Below are 20,748 nucleotides of genomic sequence, written 5' to 3'. Positions count from 1 at the left end.
CCGAAGGCCACCGCCGTGGCTCCGGACAGGCCGGTGCCGGTGAGGGTGACCGTTGTACCGCCCGACGCCGGACCCTGGTTGGGCGCGATGGCGGTGAGGGCCGGCGTGGCCGCGTAGGTGTAGGTGACGGAATTGCTCGTCCCGCTGGGGGATCGCACGGTGACCGCGACGGCCCCGGTGCCGGACGGTGTCACCGCGGTGATCTTCGCGGCGGTGTCGACCGTGTAGCTGAGGGCGGGGTTGGCGCCGAAGGTGACCGACGTGGCTCCGGTGAAGCCGCTGCCGTTCAAGGTGACCGTGCTGCCGCCTGCGGCGGAGCCGGTGTTGGGGACGACGGAACTGAGGACGGGGGCGGCGGCCGCGACGCTGGGTTGTACCGCTCGCGCCGTTGGATCACTGTTTTCCACGGTGTCTCCGTAGGTGTGCCTCCCCTCCCGGGAAGGTCGGGGACTACTGATCGGATCCCGCCCGCCACCACCACCCGTCACGCGGGCTCCGGCGACGTCGGGAGAACGCTCGCGGCCTGGTCTTGACGTGGCGCGGGGTTGGACGGCTCGGGCCCCCGGCCCGGTGATGACTTTCCGAACCGGGGGCTTGTGAGGCGGGCACGGCGCCCTGTGTGGTCGGCGCGTCCGCTATGGGTGGGACGACGATCGCCGGCGGTGGCCGGTCCCCTCCGGGGCGGTCAGATGCCGGGCCCCGCGAGATAGGTGTACGCGTCCGCGGCGGTCGCGCTGGCCGCGTCGTTGGTGACGACGACGTCGACGGCGCCGGCCGCCCCGGGAGGCGTGACCGCCGACACCGCGGTGTCGGAGAGCACGGTGAAGGGCGCCGGGTTCCCGTCGAAGGTGACCTGGTTGGTACTGGTGAGGCCGGTACCGGCCACGGTCACGGTCGTGCCGCCCGTCGTCGGCCCCTCCGCGGGGGTGACCGTCGTCACCGTCGGAGCGGCGACGTAGGTGTACGACAGCCCGTTGTTGGTGCCGCCCGCAGTGGTGACGCTGACTCCTACCGACCCTGCGGTGCCCGCCGGTGCGGCGACGGTGATCGTGCCGTCGGACACGACCGTCGGGACCGCGTTGTTGGCGCCGAAGGCGACGCTGCTGGCGGTGGACAGGCCGGTCCCGTTGATGGTCACGGTCCCGCCGCCCGCCGTCGACCCGGAGGTCGGGCTCAGGGACTGCTTGAACGGCGCCCCGACGTAGAAGAACGGGAGGGGGTTGCTCGTCCCTCCCGGCGTGGTCACGGTGACGCCGACCGACCCGTTACCCGAGGGGGAGACGGCGGTGACCTGGGTGGGCGAGACGTTGGTGACGGCGGTGGCCGCCCGGGTGCCGAAGCGCACGGCGGTGGTGCCGCTGAGACCGGTACCGGTGATGGTGACGAGTGTGCCGCCGCCACTTGATCCTTGATTCGGGCTGATTGGCATGAGAGCTTCTTCCTCGCTCGCAATGCGGTACATTACGAGCAGTGATGGGGCGTTCGGATTTCTCGGATGCCTCGACCGGGTGCGAATCGGATCTCATGTCCACTGGCCAGGTGGTCATTCGGTGGCCCTGCGATGGCGCGCGCTTGGCGGTGTCGGCCGCCTGCGTGATACGCGGGGCTATCGAGGAACACCGTGATTCCGGCGTCGGCCGACGCTCGAATCAGCGACCTGCTCGCATCTGGCTCGAAGGTTACACATCCGTCGAAACGGACACTTCGAGTAGGCCATCCGAGTGGCATGACCACAAGGCCTATGCCAAAACGCCAGCCATTCGGTCGAGCGCTCAAGAGTGAAACACGGCGCCCTGAGGGCGTATTTATGAATACAAGATATTAATTTATAGTATTTTTGAGACCGGAATTGAGCGGTCCGCCTCCTCTCGCGACCGCTCGGTGACCTCACCACCACCACTCACCGCCGCCCCGCAGGGCACTCGTCACCCCCTCGTGCCGCGCTCCTCCCCGTTCGGGTGAAAAAGCGCCCCGGGCATTGCCACCGCCTCCAGCCACTGGGCTACTTCGCTTAACAAACAGATGTGTCGGTCGACAGGCCGGTCCGCGGCACTCCAGGTTCGTCGACCCATGGATTCGAGGAGTCCCCCATGGCGGTTTCACCGAACCAGGGATCCACCGGCGGCGGCGACGCGGTGACCCTCACGGGCAGCCACTTCACCGGCACCACCGGCGTGCGCTACGCCTCCCGCCAAGCCGTGAGCTTCACGGTCGTCAGCGACACCACCACCGAAACCATCACCCCCTCCGGCCACGGCCCCGTGCCCGTCTCGGTGACAACCCCCGGGGGAACGGGAGCGGTCGGAACCTTCTACTACCTGCCACCGCCCTCTTTCCGCCTCGTCCCGCCTCCCGCCGGACCCCTGGCAGGCGGCAACACGGTGACCCTCACCGGCCTCGGCCTGTCCACCACGAGCCAGGTCAGCTTCGGAACGCAAGCCACCCGGTTCACCGTCGACTCCGACGGTCAACTCACCGCGATCGTCCCCTCGGCGCTCTCGGCGGGCCCGGTCGCAGTCACCGTACGCACCCGGGGAGGGATCGCCGGCGCGGTCACCTACACCTACCTCGGCCTCCCTGTCATCACCGTCGTCACCCCCGATTCCGGACCAGAGGACGGCGGCAACCTCGTCGTCATCACCGGCACCGCGTTCTCCCACACCACCGCCGTCACCTTCGGCGGGATACCCGCCACCTCCTACCGGGTCGCCTCCGACACCGAGATCGACGCCCTGGTACCCGCCGGAGCGCGCGGCCCGGTCGATGTCTCCGTCACCACCCTCGGCGGTACGACCACGGCCTCGGACGCCTACACCTATCTGGGGCGTTTCGCGGTGCTGGGCGGACAGTCCGTCACCAACACCGGCTTGTCCACCATCACCGGAGACCTCGGAGTCAGCCCGGGGGTTTCCGTCACCGGATTCCCGCCCGGCCAGGTGGACGGAACCATCCACATCTCGGACGCGGATGCTCTGGAAGCCCACGCCGATCTCGCTGCGGCGTACGACAACGCCGCCGGCCGGATCCCGGACGCCGGCATCTCCGGAGACCTCGGCGGCCTGACGCTGACTCCCGGCGTCTACAACGCGACCTCTTCCATCGCGCTCACCGGCACCCTCACGCTGGACGCTCAGAGCAACCGCAACGCCCAGTGGATCTTCCAGATCGGATCGACTCTGACGACGGCAACAGCAAGCCGCGTACTTCTCGCCCATGGCGCCGCGGCCCGCAACGTCATCTGGCAGATCGGAAGTTCCGCCACCCTCGGCACCGACACCGCGTTCGCCGGCAGGATCCTGGCCGCGACATCGATCACGGTGAACGCCGGTGTGACCGTCGCCGGCCAGACCCTGGCCCGCGACGGCTCCGTGACCCTGGACACCAACACCATCACCCGCCCCTGGTGAGCCGACCCGCCTGCGGGTACCGCCGTTGCGGCGGCGGGCGGCCCGTGGTCCCTGGGGGCTGACCAGAACCGTGGCCCCGCCCTCCGGAATAGGGCGGGGCCACGGGGTCGGTGGGCCCGTCGGTACACCTAGGGGGTCTTCCCGGCGGCTCTGTCGTTCACGGCCGGTTCGACCCACTGCTGCCAACGCGGGCTGGCCGCGATGGTACGCAACTGGGCTTCGGTGAGCGAGGCCCCGGTGGCGGTGACGAGGACCCTGGTGCCGTCGGGGCGCAGCAGGTCGGCGGTACGGGTGCGGACACCGTCGGTGGTGGTGGTGTACGCGAGCAGCATGGCGCCGCCTTCGAGGGTGCTCAGGTGGCAGTCGGTGAGGGGCGTGGTGCTCCGGACGTCGCAGGTGTAGAGGTGCTGCAACTGACTCCTGCTGGTGTCGTGGCGCTGTTTGGCGATGCCCGATTCGTGACTGCGGCGGGCGGCGTCCTTCTTGCCGGCCTCCTTGTCGGGTGCGACGGTGCCGCCGCTGTCCGTCCCCGGCGATGCCTTGTCCGCACCGGGGGCGGTGCCGGGAGCGGCCTCGGCCTCCGCGGGGCTGAAGACGAAGTCGCCCATGAACCGGACGTCGACGACGTTCTTGTCGGGGCGGGTGGTGATGCTTCCCGTGGTCTGGACGGATGTGAAGCGCGGATCGGTGTTCTGCCAGCGGACGGTGGGATGTGGGCCCGCCCCGCCGGGGAGCAGGTCCCGCAGGATGTCCACGGTCGCGGCTCCGGTCAGGGCCTCCTTGCCCGCGGGCGGGGAGGTCTGCGCCCCGACGGCCGCGAAGTCGGGGATCCTGACGCTGGTCGCGGTGGTGTCGCCGGCGTGGCTGCCCGGCAGCACGGTGACGACGGCGAAGGCGGTGAGCGCGGAGAGCGCGGTGCCCGCCGTGCTCCAGGCCACCGCCCGCCGGCGGCGCCGGGTGCGGCGGCCCCGGGCCACGGCGCCGCTCACCAGGGTCTCGGTCTGCACCGGAAGGTCGCTGAGCGTCGAGCTCATGGTGCGGGACAGCTCGGGTCCGAAAAGGTCTGCGGCTGGGTCATCGTGTTCGTGCAGCGGCATCGGAGCACCGTCCTTCTCGGTGGCGGGCAGGGTGGTTCGGTTGGACTGCCATGATCAGTGCGGAGAGTACGAGGCGTGCTCGCCACCGATGAGCTTGCGCAGCCGGGACAGGCCGCGCGCGCTCCGGTTGCGGACGGATCCCTGGCTGAGGCCGAGTTCATGTGCCGTCTCGGCCACGCTCCTGTCCTCCCAGTACCGCAGGATGACCACGGCTCTCTCCCGCACCGGGAGCTCCGCGAGCGCGGCAAGGAGCGTGACCCGCAGCGCGGCGTCCGAATCCATGGCCGTGCCTTCGGGCACGGCCGAGACCGGGCGCTCGGTGGAGCGGCGCAGCCGGGTGTGCGAGATGAAGCTGCGCATCAGCACGGTCCGTACGTACGCCTCCGGGTTGTCGGCCCGTCGCACCCGGTGCCAGGAGGCGTACGCCTTGCCCAGGGCCGTCTGCACCAGGTCTTCGGCGAGGTGCCAGTCCCCGCAGAGCAGCAGGGCGGTACGGAACAGGCGCGGGCTGCCGGCACGGGCGAACTCCTCGAACTGCCCGAGGTCCTCCGAAGACGCCACTGTGCCCCAGCCCTTCAGCCGATCGGAGTTCTTCCACATCCTCAAGGACGCCGCGGGGTGCGGATCCTGTCACGGCGTCCGGAAAAGAAATACGGATCTCAGCGTCGCAGTGCTTCCGCCGGCTGGATGCGGGATGCCCGCAGCGCCGGATAGAGGCCGGCCACCAGGCCGGTGACCAGGCCGATCACCGGGGCGGCCGCGACGGTCGACGGGTGCACCACCGGCGTCCAGTCGCGGGCCGCGGCGACAGCCACCACGGTCACGGTCCCGAGACTGGTTCCTATGAGGCCGCCGAGTGCGCCCAGGGCGGCGGACTCGGCGAGGAACTGCACGGTGATGTGGCGGCCGCGAGCGCCCAGCGCCCGGCGCAGACCGATCTCTCCGGTGCGCTCAAGGACGGCGACCAGCGTGGTGTTCGCGATACCGACCGCGCCGATGACCAGACAGATCGAGGCGAGCAGCAGGAAGAGCTGACTGAGGTCGTTGGTCACGTGGGAGCGCAGCGACTTGGGATCCGGCGGTGGCACGGCCTTGAGGTAACCGGGATGGTCCGGGCGCAGGGCGGTCGGCGCCTCGGCGGCGATCTGCTGGGCGGCGCCGAGGCGGGTGGAGATGAGCATCTTCGCCGGGGTGTCCTGCGGCTCGCCGTACAGCCCGAGCGCGGTGGAGCGCGGGATGACGACCGACGAGAGCAGATCGGCCTTGCGCCGGACGTCGTCGATGATGCCGATGACGGTGAACGGCTGCTCGCCGACGAAGATCGCCGGATGCGTCTCCAGGGTGGCGACGCCGAGTCGCTCGGCGAGGCCGGAGCCGATCACGGCCACGTCAGCGGCGTGCTTCTCGTGGTAGGCATCGAAGATCCTGCCCTGGGACAGGTGCGGTACGGCGGCTTCGAGGACCCCGGGGGAGGCCGCCACCAGGGCGGCGTCCTCGCCGGTCCCGTCGGCCGAACCGCCGCCCAGGGAGGCCCGTACCCGCATGTCGGGGCCGGTGCGCACGGTCCAGAACACCCCGGCGTGCTCCACCCCGGCGAGTCCCCCGATCCGCTGGTCGGCGTTGCGGGGAAAGGCCATCGACGCGTACGGGTCCTGCTCCCGTGCCACGTCCTCGACCGTGACCTCGGTGGCGGTGAGTACGGAGAACCGGGCATCGATCTGCGAGGAGGTGGTGGCGGTCAGGCCGAGGATCGCGACGAAGGTGCCGACACCGAGGACGGTACCCAGCGCGGTCAGGGCGGAACGGGCCGGTCGCTGGAGCAGTCCGGCCAGCGATTCGGCGAGCAGGTCACGCACGCCGAAGGAGGACGGTTCGACGGCCCGGCCCGGCCGTTCGGTGTCGCTCACGCGGTGCTCTCCCGGTCCTCGTGCAGCACGCCGTCGCGGATCGCGACGGTACGGGCGCCGCGGCCGGCGACCAGCGGGTCATGGGTGATGACGACCACCGTCATGCCGTCGGCGTGCAGTTCGTCCAGCAGTTCCAGCACCGCTTCGGCGTTACGGGTGTCGAGGTTGCCGGTCGGCTCGTCGCACAGCAGCAGCGAGGGACGGCACGCAACGGCGCGGGCGATGGCGACGCGCTGGCGTTCACCGCCGGACAGCCGGGTGGGCAGCGCGTTGAGCCGGTGGCCGAGCCCGACCCGTACCAGCGCGTCGCGCGCCCGCGCGGAGCGCTCCGCGCGGGCGACGCCGTTGTACGTCATGCCCAGGACCACGTTCTCCTGCGACGAGCGGTGCGGCAGCAGGTGGAAGGACTGGAAAACGAATCCGATACGGCGTCCGCGCAGCGCGGTGCGGTCCGCGTCCCGCAGGGCGCCGGTGTCGATGCCGTCCAGCAGATAGCTGCCGTGGGTCGGTGCGTCGAGCAGCCCCGCAATGTTCAGGAACGTCGACTTGCCGGACCCGGAGGGGCCGACGACGGACACGAACTCACCGCGGCGGATCATCAGGTCGCACGGTCTGAACGCCGGTACCGGCGGCGGTCCCGGATAGGTGAGGCCCGCCTGCCGGAACTCGATGACCGGAGGCGGTACGCCGGGAGCCCGCGGTACGGCGTCCTGCTGGATCAGCGTCACGAGCCGCTCCCCGCGCCCCTTTTGACGCCGGTGATCACCGAATCGCCCTCCTTGAGGGATGCGCCCGCCTCGGGCGTCACGGCCACGAACCCGTCACCGGAGGTGCCGGGCCGCACCGCGACCCTGCGCTGTCTGCCACCCTGTTGTCCGTCACCGGCCTCCAGGACGGTGACGACGCTCTTTCCGTCGGCTCCCGACGACAGGGCGGTGACCGGAACAACCAGTGCGGCGCCCGATGTGGAGGCCGCCTCGATGGTCAGCCGTACGTCCTCGCCGGCGGAGTTCGACGGCAGTGGCCGGTTCGGGTGGACCACCATCAGATAGCCCTGAGGGACGGCAGCGGCGCTGCCGCCCGTGTCGCTGCCCGCGGTGTCACCCGCGGTGGAGCCGTCGGTGCCGCTCTGCCCGGTCGCCTGCTGGCTGTTGTCCTGGGAGTCGGCCACCGAAGTGACCGTGGCGGGCACGGTGAGGCCGGCCGACTCGATGTCGATCCGCACTTTCTGCCCGGATCTGATCAGGCCCTTCTGCTGCTCCTGCAGATAGCCGTACACCACCAGTTGACCGGCCGATATCTTCATCGCCGCACCGTCGGCGCCGGAGCCCACCACCGCGGAGACCTGGGTGACCCGGGCGGGGAAGCTGCGGATGAACACCACTTCGCCGGACGGCAGCATCGGCCCGGCCTTCTGCTTGACCTTGTTGAGGGCTTCCCGGGCCGTGGCGAGGTCCTCCGCGGCGCGGTTGACACCCTTCCGCAGCGAACGGGTGTCCGCGCCACCGGACGTGCCGTCGCCGCCGCCCGAACCGGCCGAGCCGGGAACCGTCTTGCCGTCGGCCAGGTCGGCCGCCGAGAGTGTCGCGGAAGCCGAGGGGCTCGGTGCGGCTGTGGACGCCGAGGCAGTCGAGGACGCTGTGGCCGCCGTCGCTTCGTGCAGGGTGTCCAGCGCGTCCTCGTGGGCGCGTTCCGCTGCCGTCACCGCGCTCTCCGCTGCCGATATCTGGTCGGCCTCGTCGGAGGACGCGGGCAGCGGGTCGTAACCGATGGAGGCGTAGTAGGCGCTGAGGGCGCTCTTGGTACCCGCTCCGAAGTGTCCTGCGCGGTCGTCCCCTGTGCGGTGTCCGAGTGAGGTCAGCGCCTCCTGGAGCTGCTTGACGTCGTCGCCCTCGGTGCCCGGCTTGAGGTCCCGGTACACCGGCACCGAGCCCTTGAGCGCGAACACCGGGCGCCCGGACACCTCCATCACGACCTGGCCCGCGGAGACGGTCTGCCCCTGGCGCACCGGCAGTTTGGTGACGACCGGGCGGCCGCCGTCCTCTCCGCCCGCGGTGGCCGGGGTCACGTCGACGGACTGTCCGGCGGTGACCGTGCCCCGCAGGATCACCGAGTCCTTCAGTACCCGGTACTCCACCGGTGAGGTCAGGATGTCCGGAGCGGGGGCCCGCGCGTCGGCGGCGGCCTGCGCCGGGGATTTGATCAGCAGGGAGGCGCCGACGCCGGCCCCGGCCAGCAGCACCGCCCCGGCGGCGACGAGGGCCACCCAGCGCCGCCGCCTGGCGAGTACGGACGCGTTGTCGTCCTCGGCCGTCGTCATGTCACCGGTCGTCGTCATGTCACTCAGCCGTGACCTGCGCGGCCAGCTTGACGTCGTGCTCGATGTCCTTCTTGACGTCGTCCAACTGCTGCGCGTTCTTCTCGATGGCCTGCTTCTGGTAGGCGACGTCGACCGCGTTCCAGATGCCCGCCACGTTGTACTTCTCCATGCAGGTGGCACTGGCCGTCGCCACCTGCTTCTCCTCGGCGCTCACGGTCGTGCCCGCCCACTTCGGGTCACCGTCGGCCTTGATCGGCGTCGGGTAGTCGAAGCCCTCCTTCTTCATGCAGCCGGACCACTTGGCGAAGGCCGCCCTGACCCGTTTGTCCTCCGTCGACTTCTGGAAGCTGTTGATGTTGACGTCGACGGCGACCGGGGCGTCCTGGTAGTTGCCCAGCTTCTTCTTCGCCTCGCCGTAGCAGCCGCCCGCGGGGACCTTCTGGCCGTTGTAGTCCTGGCCGCCAGGACCGGACTTGACCGAGGGATCGGTGGTGCCCCTGAGGACACCGAGCTGGGCCGTCGACAGGTTCGACCGGGAGTCGGTCCCCGCGTTCTTCGCCTTGGCCAGGTCGGAAGCGGTGTGCTGGCCGGGCACCTGGAACCCGTACTGGGCGGTGACGGCAGGGTCGAGTTTTCCGTACCGGTACTGCGAGATGACGTACTTCGGGCCCTTCAGCTCCGTCGTGGGCTCGTGGAACTGGATGCCGAACCGCTGCATGCAGCGCTCGCGCAAGGTGTTCTCGGCCTTGCCGAGCGCAGCCGACTGCTCGTCGGTGAGGAGGTAGGCCTCGACCGGAACCGGCGTCTCCACCCGGGTGGTGATCTTGGGGATCGACGAGACCTTGGGGGCGCCGTCGGAGCCCGCGGCGTCGGATGCCGCGGTCTGCGTCGATGAACCGGAACAACCAGTGGCCAGCGCGGCAGCCAGAACGGTCAGAACGGCTGCGCCCTGGAGGGAACGGGAGCGGACCTGCTTCACGAGCGGCACTTCCTTGTTGGTGAGTGGGCTTCTGGGACCTGAGCAGGAAGAAGGGCACTCCGCCCGATTCCGGCGAGCGGAGTGCCCGTGCACCGTGCGGAGAATCTCGTCCACGTCCTGAGGACGCTTCGGGGCACGGTTCTTGTCACGCGGTTCTGCGGATGGTCTTGCTCAGTACCAGTCGCCGGACGCGTTGTTGTTCTTCATCGTGGAGTTCAGGTTCGCGAAGCCGCCCTTGCCGATGCCCTGCGAAGCGAAGCTGGAGTTGTAGTTCGAGTTGTAGTAGATGCGGATACCGAGGTCGAAGTCCCAGTTGTCGACGGACGCGACGTTGTTCTTGACCGGCTGCCCGGCGCCGTTCGCGCCGTTGACGCTGGTGCTGGCGGAGAACTTGAGGCCGGCGTAGTCCGGGATCGCGTAGTACTGCTTGTACAGGGCGCCCTCGTTGTTGGAGTTGTAGTGCAGGCAGGCGTAGTCGACGCTGCAGGAGACGGCCGCATTGGCCGGCGCAGCGAGGACGAGGCTGCCCGCGGTGGTCGCCAGAGCGACCGCGCCGACAGCCGCCAGGTGTTTGAGTCTCATGGAACTCCCTCTCGGTGACATCCAGTTGGACCTCAGTGGTCCGTCGATGACCCTAGGTCGGGTACAGAGGTTGGACGAGTGAGCTCTTCTGGCTGGCGCAAAACGACCTTTACGGAGTCGTTTCGGGGCGGACGGAAAGGTTCCGCGGATACCCCCAGGTAACCGACGGCGGGAATGGTGCATTCCGGAACAATTCGCGATTCCATGGCGATGCTTTTTCACCGCATAACGGTTCATGCCGCGCATATCGACATCGCCGACGAACGCGAAGGATGGCGAAAACCGGTACACCACGTCTCAGTGGATGGGACGAGGCCCTACGGAAACCGGCCGGGACGTCCTGGTCGCAGGACGTGGCCCTCACCGCTGCAGCCGTGCCCATGAAGCCAATCGGTCCGGCCGCGCACGGTGCGCCGGAGGCCGGGCCCATCTCTACCGTGCGTGCGGCAAGGGTCGGATCGGCGGTGACGGTGACGACTGAGACGGACAACGTCGAAGGGCCCCACCGCGACCGGTGGGGCCCTTCGACGTATTGCCCGGTGAGAGCAATGGCGGAGGATACGAGATTCGAACTCGTGAGGGGTTGCCCCCAACACGCTTTCCAAGCGTGCGCCCTAGGCCACTAGGCGAATCCTCCGCGACGAACCATACAAGACGGGGGGTGGTGCTCGCGAACTCGTTCGTGGGGGTGGGGATCAGGTACTGTGTGCGGAGCCCCTCACGTGGCGCTATCTGACTGAACTCCCCCAGGGCCGGAAGGCAGCAAGGGTAGGTTGGCTCTGGCGGGTGCGTGGGGGGCGTCTGCGTTGTGGGGGCGGTTCGGGTGCGTTGTCGGTGGGGGCCGATATCGTCGTAGGTGTGTCGTCCCTTGCGCTGTACCGCCGTTATCGCCCCGAGTCCTTCGCCGAGGTCATCGGGCAGGAGCATGTCACTGACCCGCTGCAGCAGGCCCTGCGGAACAACCGGGTCAATCACGCCTACCTGTTCAGCGGGCCGCGAGGCTGTGGGAAGACGACCAGCGCGCGGATCCTCGCCAGGTGCCTGAACTGTGAGCAGGGGCCCACGCCGACGCCGTGCGGGGTGTGCCAGTCCTGTCAGGACCTGGCCAGGAACGGGCCGGGGTCGATCGATGTCATCGAGATCGACGCCGCGTCGCACGGAGGCGTGGACGATGCCCGTGACCTGCGGGAGAAGGCGTTCTTCGGGCCCGCGAGCAGTCGGTACAAGATCTACATCATCGACGAGGCGCACATGGTCACCCCGGCGGGGTTCAACGCCCTGCTGAAGGTGGTCGAGGAGCCGCCGGAGCATTTGAAGTTCATCTTCGCGACCACCGAGCCCGAGAAGGTCATCGGGACGATCCGGTCGCGTACGCACCACTATCCGTTCCGGCTCGTGCCGCCGGGGACGCTGCGGGACTATCTCGGGCAGGTCTGTGCCCAGGAGCAGATCCCCGTCGCCGACGGGGTGCTGCCGCTGGTCGTACGGGCCGGGGCCGGGTCCGTGCGTGACTCGATGTCCGTCATGGACCAGCTCCTCGCGGGCGCCGCCGAGGACGGTGTGACATACGCCATGGCCACGGGCCTGCTCGGATACACCGACGGTTCGCTGCTCGACGCCACCGTCGACGCCTTCGCCGCGGGGGACGGGGCAGCGGCGTTCGAGGTCGTGGAGCAGATCATCGAGGGCGGCAACGACCCGCGGCGGTTCGTGGCCGATCTGCTGGAGCGGCTGCGGGACCTGGTGATTCTGGCCGCCGTGCCCGATGCGGCGGAGAAGGGGCTCATCGACGCCCCCGCCGATGTGGTCGAGCGCATGCAGGCTCAGGCGTCGGTCCTCGGCGCGGCAGAGCTGAGCCGGGCCGCCGATCTCGTCAACACCGGGCTGACGGAGATGCGCGGCGCCACCTCGCCGCGGCTTCAGCTTGAACTGATCTGCGCGCGCGTGCTGCTGCCCGCCGCCTTCGACGACGAGCGGTCCGTCCAGGCCCGGCTCGACCGGCTGGAGCGCGGGGTCGCCAGCGCCGCGTTCTCGGTCGGCGGTCCGGGGCCGGCCGCCGGGCCCGCCGTCGGGTACGTCCCCGGGCCCGAGGCCCATGCCCCCGCGCCGGCACCGGCGCCCGCACCGGCGCCTGCTGTCACGCCCGCCCCTGCTCCGGCTGCGTCCCCGGCTCCCGTACAGGAGACACCGCCGCCGGCCCCCGCTCCCGAGCCGTCGCGGCCCGGTGCCTGGCCCGGCGCCGCCTCCGCGTCGCCCGCGGCGCCAGCCGCCTCCGCCGACACCGGTGGCCGACGTCCCGGCGGGTGGCCCACCGCCTCCGCGCCCGGCGCCGCACCGGCGGCTGCCACACCCCAGCCCGCTGCCGCGCCCGCCGGGCCTGCCGCTGCCCCCAGCCCTGGGGCCGCACAGGGCGCCGGGCAGGTACGGAACATGTGGCCGGACGTCCTGGAGGCCGTCAAGGGCCGCCGGCGGTTCACCTGGATCCTGCTCAGTCAGAACGCGCAGGTGGCGGGGTTCGACGGGACGACGCTGCAGGTCGGCTTCATCAACGCCGGCGCCCGCGACACCTTCGTGAGCAGCGGCAGCGAGGACGTGCTCAAGCAGGCCCTGGCGGAGAACTTCAGCGTCCAGTGGAAGATCGAAGCGATCGTCGACCCGTCCGGTGGCACCCCGCCGCCCGCTCCGGGCGGTTACGGAGGCGGCAACGGCGGGGGAGTGGCCGGCGGGGGAGGCGGGTTCGGGCCGAGTGGTGCGGGCGGCGGCGGGTTCGGCGGGGGCGGCGGGGGCGGTGGCTACGGTGGGGGCGGGCCTTCCGCACCCGCGTCCGGCGGTCCGGGGCCGCAGCAACAGCAGGGGCAGCAAAGCCAGCAGCAACGCCCGCCCGCCTCGACGCCCTCGCCGTCGCAGCACGCCCCGCAGCCGCAGCGCAGCGCCTCCGCCCCGCCGCCCCCGGAGCCCTCCAGACCCTCGGCCCGCCCCCCGGTGGCCCCCGAGGACGACACCGCCGAGGCGGACGACCCCGATCTCGTCGACTCCGCCCTCTCCGGGCATGACCTGATCGTGCGCGAGCTGGGTGCCACGGTCGTGGAGGAGTACACCAACGACTAGGGGCTGACTAGGGCTCGTGCGACGAGGGGCCCGTGTCACGAGTGGCTCGTGTGACGAGGGGCTCGTGCTCGACTCGGGCCGGGCCGCCCGTTCGGATCTTGCCGTGCCTCGTGTGCCCGGCGCGGGCAGGGGCGAGCGGTTTCGGGCCGCCCGGCTAGGCTGCCTCCCGTGAAGGTCCTTGTTATCGGCGGCGGTGCCCGCGAACACGCCCTGTGCCGCTCTCTCTCCCTCGACCCCGACGTCACCTCCCTCTTCTGCGCTCCCGGCAACGCCGGCATCGCCGAGGTCGCGGAGCTGCACCCGGTCGACGCCATGGACGGCGCCGCGGTCGCCCGGCTCGCCACGGAGCTGGCGGTCGGGCTCGTCGTCGTCGGGCCCGAGGCGCCGCTGGTGGCCGGGGTCGCCGACGCCGTACGGGAAGCGGGCATCCCCTGCTTCGGCCCTTCGGCGGAAGCGGCCATGCTCGAAGGCTCCAAGGCCTTCGCCAAGGACGTGATGGCCACGGCGAACGTCCCGACGTCCCGTAGCTACGTCTGTACGACACCGCAGCAGATCGATGACGCGCTCGACGCGTTCGGCGCCCCGTACGTCGTCAAGGACGACGCGCTCGCCGCCGGCAAGGGCGTCGTCGTCACCGACGATCTCGCCGCCGCCCGCGCGCACGCGCTCGCCTGCGGCCGGGTCGTCATCGAGGAGTTCCTGGACGGCCCCGAGGTCTCCCTCTTCGCCATCACGGACGGCCGGACGGTCCTCCCGTTGCAGCCCGCGCAGGACTTCAAGCGCGCCCTCGACAACGACGAAGGCCCCAACACCGGTGGTATGGGCGCCTATTCGCCGCTTCCGTGGGCCGATCCCAAGCTGGTCGACGAGGTCCTGGAGACCGTCCTCCAGCCGACGGTGGACGAGCTGCGGCGGCGCGGCACGCCCTTCGCCGGGCTGCTGTACGCGGGTCTCGCGATCACCAGCCGCGGCGTACGGGTCATCGAGTTCAACGCGCGCTTCGGCGACCCCGAGACCCAGGTGGTGCTGGCCCGGCTGAAGACCCCGCTCGCCGGTGTCCTGCTGGCGGCGGCCGAGGGCACGCTCGCCGGGCTGCTCCCGCTCAACTGGCGCGACGACGCCGCGGTCACCGTGGTCGTCGCCTCGCACAACTACCCCGACACCCCGCGCACCGGCGACCCGATCCTCGGCCTGGACGAGATCGCGGCGCAGGATGGACCGCACGCGTACGTCCTGCACGCCGGCACCCGCCTCGCGGACGGCGGGGACGGAGCGGACGGAGCGGGCAGCACGGGCGGCACGGGCGGCACGGACGGCGGGATCGTCAGTGCGGGCGGTCGCGTCCTGTCCGTGACCGGTACGGGCAAGAGCCTGGCGCAGGCCAGGGAGCGCGCGTACGCCGCCGTGGGCCGGATCCGGCTGGACGGTGCGCAGCACCGTACGGACATCGCCCGCCGCGCTGCGGAGCAGGAGGCCGAGGTCAGGACCGGGGCGGCGGCCGACGCACGGGCCTGAGCGTGTGGGCTCAAGCCCTCCGGGGGCGCAAGTCCCCGGACCTCCGGGCGCGCTGCCCTCGGACCCCGTAAAACCCCGAACTCCTCAACCTCGCCGCGTCAGCAGCTTTAGCCAAAGCCATTCCATCGGGTGACGGCTAGGCCATCCGGATGACTCCCGCGAGGGCCCCAACTAGGGTGCGGCGCAAGCATTCGGGCACATGGCCCACCGGCATTGCGATGTCGGTGGCGGGTGCCACAGTGGGGGAGTGAGCAACGCCGCCGCAGGGCAGAGGGGGTGAGGTCCGACCATGTCCGGTTCCGCTGGTTCCACCGGCTCCGCCGGCTCAGACGTCGGCGTCGAGATGGGCGCTCAGGGTGCCCGTTCCCGGGCGCTCGGCGTGCTGCGCGTCCGCAGTCGGGCGCTCGCCGTCGCGCTGCTGCCCGCGGCGGTCGCCGTCGTACTGCTGGTCGGTGGTGCGACCGGGCATCTGACCGGTGCGGGCTGGGACGCCGCCCGCTGGGCCGTGTCGGCCTGCGCGGTCGTCGTACTGCTGCTGGCAGCGGCCGTCGCCGTCGTGGTGGCCAGGGCCAGGCCGGCCCTGAGCCCTACGGTCGAGGTGGCCGAGCGGTCGGCGCCGGACCTCTACCGCCTGGTCAGGGACCTGGCGGACCGGCTCAACGTCCCGGCCCCCTCGGCGATAGCGCTCACCCCCGACTGCGACAGTTGGCTGGAGGACCGTACGCACCCGGCGCACGCGCAGGGCGCGCAGCCCGCGCCGACGGCGCAGGCCGGGCCCGGCGCGCAGAGGCCCGATGCGCAGTCCGGCGGTCGGACCGGCGGTCGGGGCCGCCGGGTACCCGCCGCGCCCGTTCTCGTCATCGGCTCCCCGTTCCTGTGGTGGATGCGGGTCGCCGAGCTGCGCGCGGTGCTCGCCCCCGTCGTCGCGGGTACGGGTCCCGCAGCCCAGCCGGACATAGCCGCCGCCCGTCGCTTCGTGCGCGGGCTGGACGCGGCTGTCGCGCTCGGTGGCAGGGCGGACCTGGGGCCGATACGGCGGGCGCCGCTCCGCGTCGTGGGCCGGGTCGCCCGGTTGCTGCTGCGTGGCTGCGGTGAGCATGCGGCCCTGATGGAGCGCGGGGTGGCCTCGGCCGCGTCGGAGCGTGCACAGGCTGTGGATTACGGGCTGCGGATCGTCGCCCAGGAGCAGGTCGGCCTCGCCTACGCGGGCTGGGACCGGCTGCTGACCCGCGTGGCGCTGCCCGCCTGGCGCATGGGCCGCTGGCCGTCCCGGCTGGACGCGGGCGTGGTGTCGGCGCTGACCGAGCTGTCCCGCCGCGACCGCCTCGCCGACGGCTTCACGTCCCGGCTCGGCGAGCGGCCCGCCTGCGATCTGCTCGAAGAGCCGGGCGCGATGGACGAGGCCACCTCGCTGCTGGCGGCCCGGCTGTTCCACGGCGGTCCGGCCGACGCGGGCCCTGACTGGGCCCCGGTGGACTGGCAGCAGTATCCGGAAGAGGTCGTCGACCGTAAGTGGCGTACGGAAGCGTCCAGGCTGCACCGCGTACTGGACGACATGGGCGTACGCCGCCCCGTCGGCCCCACGGGTCCTGGCGGCCCCACGCTCACCCGGGTCATGGAGCACCTGTCCCAGGCGGGGCGGGCGGGGGAGGGCGGCGACGGCGACGATGACGGTGATGGCGACGGGTGGGGAGCGATGCTGGCCGCCGGGATCAGTGCCGAGCTGGCCCGCGAGGAGGCGGCGACGCCCGCGGCCAGCGGCGAGGCGCCTGCGCCCCCGTGGGGGACCGACCCGCTGCCACTCCTCCCGCTCCAGCCGCCCCGCACCGGCCGCGACCTGCTCGCGGATCACGTGACGGCGATGGTCTGCTGCTCCGCCGTGGACACGGCGGGCGCCGCGCCTGGCTTGGACTGGCTGGACGGCCCGGCCCTCATCGTCGACGGCCGCCGCCGCGCGGACCTGGGCGGCCACGTGATGAGCCTGGTGGAGGAGGGGGACCCCGAGCCCCTGCGCGCGTGGCTGGCGGCGCTGGGCGTACGCCCGGAGAAACCGGTCCGGCTGGTCTGACGCCTTCGAGCCAACCGGTGGGTACGAGGGATTCGCACTACCCGGCCCGCACCGGCTGGTCCGTACGCCCGCCGAAGACCGCTCGGCCGACGGGCAGCCGGTGCCAGAGGCCGGGGCGACGCCGCAGGTTGTCCAGTTCGTCGGAGCGTCCTCACGGCTGATGGCGATGGCCGGCTGGGCCGACATCCCGCCACCTGCCCCGTGCGGCCGGCCCGTGCCCGCCGGCCCTCACACTGCCTGGCTCGCGGTGTCCGGCCCGCGGCGGTCGGCGGTCGGCGGTCGCGCCGGGTCGACATTGCCGGTTGAGCCGTCCGTCCAGCTCGTTGCGCCTGGTCCTGTTCGTCCGGCGGTCCTCACGGCGTACGGCCGGTCTGCGACGGCCGGTTCGCTACGGCCGGCCCGTGCCCGCCGGCCCTCACAGCGCCTGGCCCGTAACGGCTTCGGCCGGCAGCGTCGTGTTCCGGTACTCGCGCCGGTCGTGACGCCCGGCCCCGCCTGTCTGATGCTCCTGACTGTCGGCCACTGTCGGCCACTGTCGGCCGGTGGCGGCCGGTGGCGGCCAGATCGGCCTGCCGGGTCCGTTCGTACGGCCCGGTCCCCGCAGGCGGGGTCGGCGGCAGCAGGGCGGGGTCAGATGTTGCCGACTTCGCGTGCGACGCGCTCCAGTCGGTTCCGATAGTCCTCCCACCACGCATGATCGCCTGGTGCCATGTTGTCCTTGTCCTTCAAATACCCGACGTTCTCGTCGATGAGCTCTCGCACGATGTCGGCGTGGCCGGCGTGCCGCTGGGTATCGGTGATCACGCGCACCACGATGTGGTGCAGTGTCACCTCTCGGCGCTCCTCCGGCCACCACGGGACGTGACCGATCGCGTCAAGCGGCAGCGTCGCGATCGTGTGGTCGGAGTGCTCCCAAGCCTGGCGATACAGCCCAACGATCTCGTCTCGCGACTGGTCCGCGGTGGCCCACATGTCCGAGTTGGTTTCTGAGTCCTCCGTGTACCACCAAGACGGCACCTTCTCCTTGAAGAAGGGCCGCCCGAACGTGTCACCGAGGTACCCGAGCTCCACGCTGGCGATGTGTTTGACCAGTCCCAGCAGGTTCGTACCCGTGGGAGTCAGCGGGCGGCGGATGTCATATTCCGAGAGCCCGTCGAGCTTCCACAGCAGGGCGTCACGCCCCTCTTGCAGGTAACGGAGAAGGTCCGCTTTCGGGTTCGGCTCGATCATGCCAGGCAGTCTTCCACGCAGCACTGACAGTGATGCTGACAGTCAGGCTCCGGTGTCCGGTGAGGGTGTGCCCAGCCTGCGAGGTCACCTGGACGAGCCCCCCGGGCAGTTGCTCGCGCTGAGGCGGACCCTTCGTGGCGGAGGGGGACCGTACCGCCCGGTCCGGCTCGTCTGACGGTCCGCGCGGCCCCTGCGACGGCTGGTCCCGACTGGCTCTGTTCACGAGAACCGACAGCAGAGGTGCACGACTTCGGGAGTCACTTGAGTGAGCCCCGGGATCGAGCTGCTCGCGTCTCGTGACCTCACCAGGAGCAGCCCCGAAACCGGCCGCGCATCGGGCAGTCGGCCACGGGTTCGTCGTCGTCCCCCGCGCGCCGCATGAGACGCCGGTGTGTGGCCGCGGCGGACAAGCCGGCGAACGGCGGAAATCGAAGGGCCGCTGACCCTGGTGACTGCCGAAGTGGCCGACGTCTGCTGTCGGTTCTCGTGAACAAAGCGACCTCACCCGCACCGCTTGCCCGGTAGAAGAGGGTTTGCGCTGCCGTCGGCTCGCGCCGTCGCGGCCGACCGGCCCGATCCGCAACCCGCGCCGCATCCCGATCCGCACCCCGCGCCGCATCCCGCCCCGCCCCCAAAAAACCCACCCCGCCCCCCAACTCCCGTCCCCCACCCGCCCGTCCCGCTGTGACCCTCGTCACCACCAACCCCGACAATCCCACCCAAGAGCCGGAACTACCCCTTCCGTTAACGCCAATTCGCGACGAACGGTGACGGAGTGCGTGCGTTATGTGATGTGCTGGGGACCGGCGCTGACAGCCGGCGTTTGAACGATCGCGCCACCGGTGTTCCCGGCCGTTGCCAATCGACAGCACGGGCCCGGAGGTTCGAAGGAGGGTCGCACCATGGGGGCTGAGCCGATCCGGCGTTGGGAATCGGGCGCTCTCGCCCATGCCGTCTCCGACCCCTTCGGTCAGGGCCCGCTGCCCTGGCTGCGCGGCAGTGAGAACTACTTCGACGACACCGGGCATCTCGTGCCCTGGTACGCCGACGAGACCCTCACCGGCCGCGGTCGCGGCGGCGGGCCGCGTACCGCGGACGATGTCGGGCGGCAGATCAAGGGCTTCGTCTCGACCGGCGCCGCCGCCCCCGGCGAGGCGATCGACTTCCACGTCACCGTCGACCCGCCCCAGCAGTTCTTCATCGACATCTACCGGATCGGGCACTACAACGGCGAGGGCGCCCGGAAGATCATCACCAGCCCGCGCATCTCCGGCCTCGTCCAGCCGCCGCCGCTCGCCGCCGACCGCACGGTCTCCTGCCACCACTGGTGGCTCTCCTGGCGGCTCCAGATCCCCGTGCACTGGGCGATCGGCGCGTACGTGGCCGTCCTCACCACCGTCGACGGCTACCGATCCCACATCCCCTTCACGGTCCGCGACAGCCACCCCGCCGACCTGCTCCTCCTGCTCCCCGACATCACCTGGCAGGCGTACAACCTCTACCCCGAGGACGGCCGCACCGGCGCCAGCCTCTACCACGCCTGGGACGAGCAGGGCACGCTCCTCGGCGAGGAGGACGCGGCGACGACCGTCTCCTTCGACCGCCCGTACGCCGGCGCCGGGCTGCCCCTCCATGTGGGCCATGCCTACGACTTCATCCGCTGGGCCGAGCGGTACGGGTACGACCTGGCGTACGCCGAGACCCGCGACCTGCACGCGGGCCGCGTCGACCCCACCCGCTACCGCGGCCTCGTCTTCCCCGGCCACGACGAGTACTGGTCGGTGCCGATGCGCCGCAACGTCGAACTGGCCCGTGAGCACGGCACGTCGCTCGTCTTCCTCTCCGCCAACACCCTTTACTGGCAGGTGGAGTTGGGCCCCTCCGCCTCCGGCGTCCCCGACCGCATGCTGCACTGCCGCAAGCGGCACGGCCCCGGCAGGCCCGCGCTCTGGCGCGAGGTCGACCGGCCCGAGCAGCAGCTCCTCGGCATCCAGTACGCCGGCCGCGTCCCCGAACCGCACCCGCTCATCGTGCGCAACGCCGATCACTGGCTCTGGGACGCCACCGGCGCCGTCGAAGGCGAGGAGATCGCGGGGCTGGTCGCCGGTGAGGCCGACCGCTACTTCCCCCGTACGGCGCTGCCCGACCACCAGGACCGGATCCTGCTCGCGCACTCCCCGTACCGCGACACCGAGAACGCCAAGCGCCATCAGGAGACGTCGCTCTACCGCGCCCCCTCAGGCGCGCTCGTCTTCGCCTCGGGCACCTTCGCCTGGTCCCCGGCGCTCGACCGGCCCGGCCATGTCGACTCCCGTATCCAGCGGGCAACGGCCAATCTCCTCGACCGCATCTGCAAACGCGACTGAGCCGTCCGCCACGCCGTACGCCAGGCCGTACGCCCGGCGGCCCGACTCCGGCGGTCGCCGACTCGCCGCGTCGATCCCGAACGGCACCCCTGCCCTCCTCAGGCACCGGGCATACGGGAGAATCTAGGCGACATCCAGGACCCAACTCCTGGATCGAATCGAACGACGC

15 protein-coding genes, 1 tRNA gene and 1 other RNA gene are annotated in these 20,748 nt (G+C 71.1%); 6 read left to right on the top strand and 11 right to left on the bottom strand.

Annotated elements, in window-relative coordinates; all coding sequences use genetic code 11:
* On the bottom strand, nt 1-407 hold a 407-nt coding region (locus ACZ63I_RS28700), incomplete at its 3' end, for an IPT/TIG domain-containing protein (protein WP_469342050.1).
* Nucleotides 408-685: 278 nt separating this feature from the next.
* On the bottom strand, nt 686-1,429 hold the full coding sequence (locus ACZ63I_RS28695; protein ID WP_469342049.1) for an IPT/TIG domain-containing protein: 744 nt from the start codon (nt 1,427-1,429) through the stop codon (nt 686-688).
* Nucleotides 1,430-2,090: 661 nt separating this feature from the next.
* Between ACZ63I_RS28695 and ACZ63I_RS28690 the strand changes: the two genes are divergently transcribed.
* A complete protein-coding gene (locus ACZ63I_RS28690) occupies nt 2,091-3,407 on the top strand; it encodes an ice-binding family protein (RefSeq protein WP_469342048.1) in 1,317 nt (438 codons plus the stop codon).
* 128 nt (nt 3,408-3,535) lie between these two features.
* Here ACZ63I_RS28690 and ACZ63I_RS28685 read toward each other — a convergent pair whose 3' ends face one another.
* From ACZ63I_RS28685 to ACZ63I_RS28650, 8 genes are all read right to left on the bottom strand, one after another.
* Nucleotides 3,536-4,441: a hypothetical protein gene (locus tag ACZ63I_RS28685; protein ID WP_469342047.1), complete on the bottom strand. Its 906-nt coding sequence runs from the start codon at nt 4,439-4,441 to the stop codon at nt 3,536-3,538.
* Nucleotides 4,442-4,558: 117 nt separating this feature from the next.
* On the bottom strand, nt 4,559-5,065 hold the full coding sequence (locus tag ACZ63I_RS28680) for a SigE family RNA polymerase sigma factor (RefSeq protein ID WP_469342046.1): 507 nt from the start codon (nt 5,063-5,065) through the stop codon (nt 4,559-4,561).
* Nucleotides 5,066-5,163: 98 nt separating this feature from the next.
* The gene (locus ACZ63I_RS28675) at nt 5,164-6,411 is read right to left on the bottom strand and encodes an ABC transporter permease (RefSeq protein WP_469342045.1); all 1,248 of its coding nucleotides are present in this window, start codon (nt 6,409-6,411) and stop codon (nt 5,164-5,166) included.
* The gene (locus tag ACZ63I_RS28670) at nt 6,408-7,139 is read right to left on the bottom strand and encodes an ABC transporter ATP-binding protein (RefSeq protein ID WP_469342043.1); all 732 of its coding nucleotides are present in this window, start codon (nt 7,137-7,139) and stop codon (nt 6,408-6,410) included. Before ACZ63I_RS28670 ends, ACZ63I_RS28675 begins: the two co-directional genes overlap by 4 nt.
* Nucleotides 7,136-8,749 carry a hypothetical protein gene (locus ACZ63I_RS28665; protein ID WP_469342042.1) on the bottom strand — a complete coding sequence of 538 codons (1,614 nt, stop codon included), beginning with the start codon at nt 8,747-8,749 and terminating at the stop codon, nt 7,136-7,138. Before ACZ63I_RS28665 ends, ACZ63I_RS28670 begins: the two co-directional genes overlap by 4 nt.
* A gap of 1 nt (nt 8,750) precedes the next feature.
* Nucleotides 8,751-9,710, bottom strand: a complete 960-nt coding sequence (locus ACZ63I_RS28660; protein ID WP_469342040.1) for a hypothetical protein — start codon at nt 9,708-9,710, stop codon at nt 8,751-8,753.
* A 171-nt stretch (nt 9,711-9,881) separates the two neighbouring features.
* Nucleotides 9,882-10,292 carry a hypothetical protein gene (locus ACZ63I_RS28655; RefSeq protein WP_469342039.1) on the bottom strand — a complete coding sequence of 137 codons (411 nt, stop codon included), beginning with the start codon at nt 10,290-10,292 and terminating at the stop codon, nt 9,882-9,884.
* 549 nt (nt 10,293-10,841) lie between these two features.
* A tRNA-Ser gene (locus tag ACZ63I_RS28650) sits at nt 10,842-10,929 on the bottom strand.
* A gap of 73 nt (nt 10,930-11,002) precedes the next feature.
* Here ACZ63I_RS28650 and ffs point away from each other — a divergent pair.
* From ffs to ACZ63I_RS28630, 4 genes are all read left to right on the top strand, one after another.
* Nucleotides 11,003-11,097, top strand: an RNA gene (gene ffs / locus ACZ63I_RS28645) — signal recognition particle sRNA small type.
* Nucleotides 11,098-11,150: 53 nt separating this feature from the next.
* Entirely contained in the window at nt 11,151-13,400 is a 2,250-nt protein-coding gene (locus ACZ63I_RS28640) for a DNA polymerase III subunit gamma and tau (RefSeq protein ID WP_469342037.1), read from the top strand.
* Between the two features lie 168 nt (nt 13,401-13,568).
* The gene (purD, locus tag ACZ63I_RS28635; protein WP_469342036.1) at nt 13,569-14,915 is read left to right on the top strand and encodes a phosphoribosylamine--glycine ligase; all 1,347 of its coding nucleotides are present in this window, start codon (nt 13,569-13,571) and stop codon (nt 14,913-14,915) included.
* A 289-nt stretch (nt 14,916-15,204) separates the two neighbouring features.
* Nucleotides 15,205-16,983: a hypothetical protein gene (locus ACZ63I_RS28630; RefSeq protein ID WP_469342034.1), complete on the top strand. Its 1,779-nt coding sequence runs from the start codon at nt 15,205-15,207 to the stop codon at nt 16,981-16,983.
* A gap of 630 nt (nt 16,984-17,613) precedes the next feature.
* Here ACZ63I_RS28630 and ACZ63I_RS28625 read toward each other — a convergent pair.
* A complete protein-coding gene (locus tag ACZ63I_RS28625; protein WP_469342032.1) occupies nt 17,614-18,213 on the bottom strand; it encodes a DinB family protein in 600 nt (199 codons plus the stop codon).
* A 902-nt stretch (nt 18,214-19,115) separates the two neighbouring features.
* Here ACZ63I_RS28625 and ACZ63I_RS28620 point away from each other — a divergent pair.
* Entirely contained in the window at nt 19,116-20,579 is a 1,464-nt protein-coding gene (locus ACZ63I_RS28620) for a N,N-dimethylformamidase beta subunit family domain-containing protein (protein ID WP_469342031.1), read from the top strand.
* Nucleotides 20,580-20,748 lie beyond the last annotated feature (169 nt).

Source organism: Streptomyces sp. NPDC087906 (assembly GCF_055584925.1).
This window is presented reverse-complemented; position numbering and strand designations above follow the sequence as displayed.

What these genes read in the sequence shown, in the direction of transcription:
- ACZ63I_RS28695 (WP_469342049.1), bottom strand. Translation starts at nt 1,429, where the DNA reads ATGCCAATCAGCCCGAATCAAGGATCAAGTGGCGGCGGCACACTCGTC.
- ACZ63I_RS28690 (WP_469342048.1), top strand. Translation starts at nt 2,091, where the DNA reads ATGGCGGTTTCACCGAACCAGGGATCCACCGGCGGCGGCGACGCGGTG.
- ACZ63I_RS28685 (WP_469342047.1), bottom strand. Translation starts at nt 4,441, where the DNA reads ATGAGCTCGACGCTCAGCGACCTTCCGGTGCAGACCGAGACCCTGGTG.
- ACZ63I_RS28665 (WP_469342042.1), bottom strand. Translation starts at nt 8,749, where the DNA reads ATGACGACGACCGGTGACATGACGACGGCCGAGGACGACAACGCGTCC.
- ACZ63I_RS28655 (WP_469342039.1), bottom strand. Translation starts at nt 10,292, where the DNA reads ATGAGACTCAAACACCTGGCGGCTGTCGGCGCGGTCGCTCTGGCGACC.
- ACZ63I_RS28630 (WP_469342034.1), top strand. Translation starts at nt 15,205, where the DNA reads ATGTCCGGTTCCGCTGGTTCCACCGGCTCCGCCGGCTCAGACGTCGGC.
- ACZ63I_RS28625 (WP_469342032.1), bottom strand. Translation starts at nt 18,213, where the DNA reads ATGATCGAGCCGAACCCGAAAGCGGACCTTCTCCGTTACCTGCAAGAG.
- ACZ63I_RS28620 (WP_469342031.1), top strand. Translation starts at nt 19,116, where the DNA reads ATGGGGGCTGAGCCGATCCGGCGTTGGGAATCGGGCGCTCTCGCCCAT.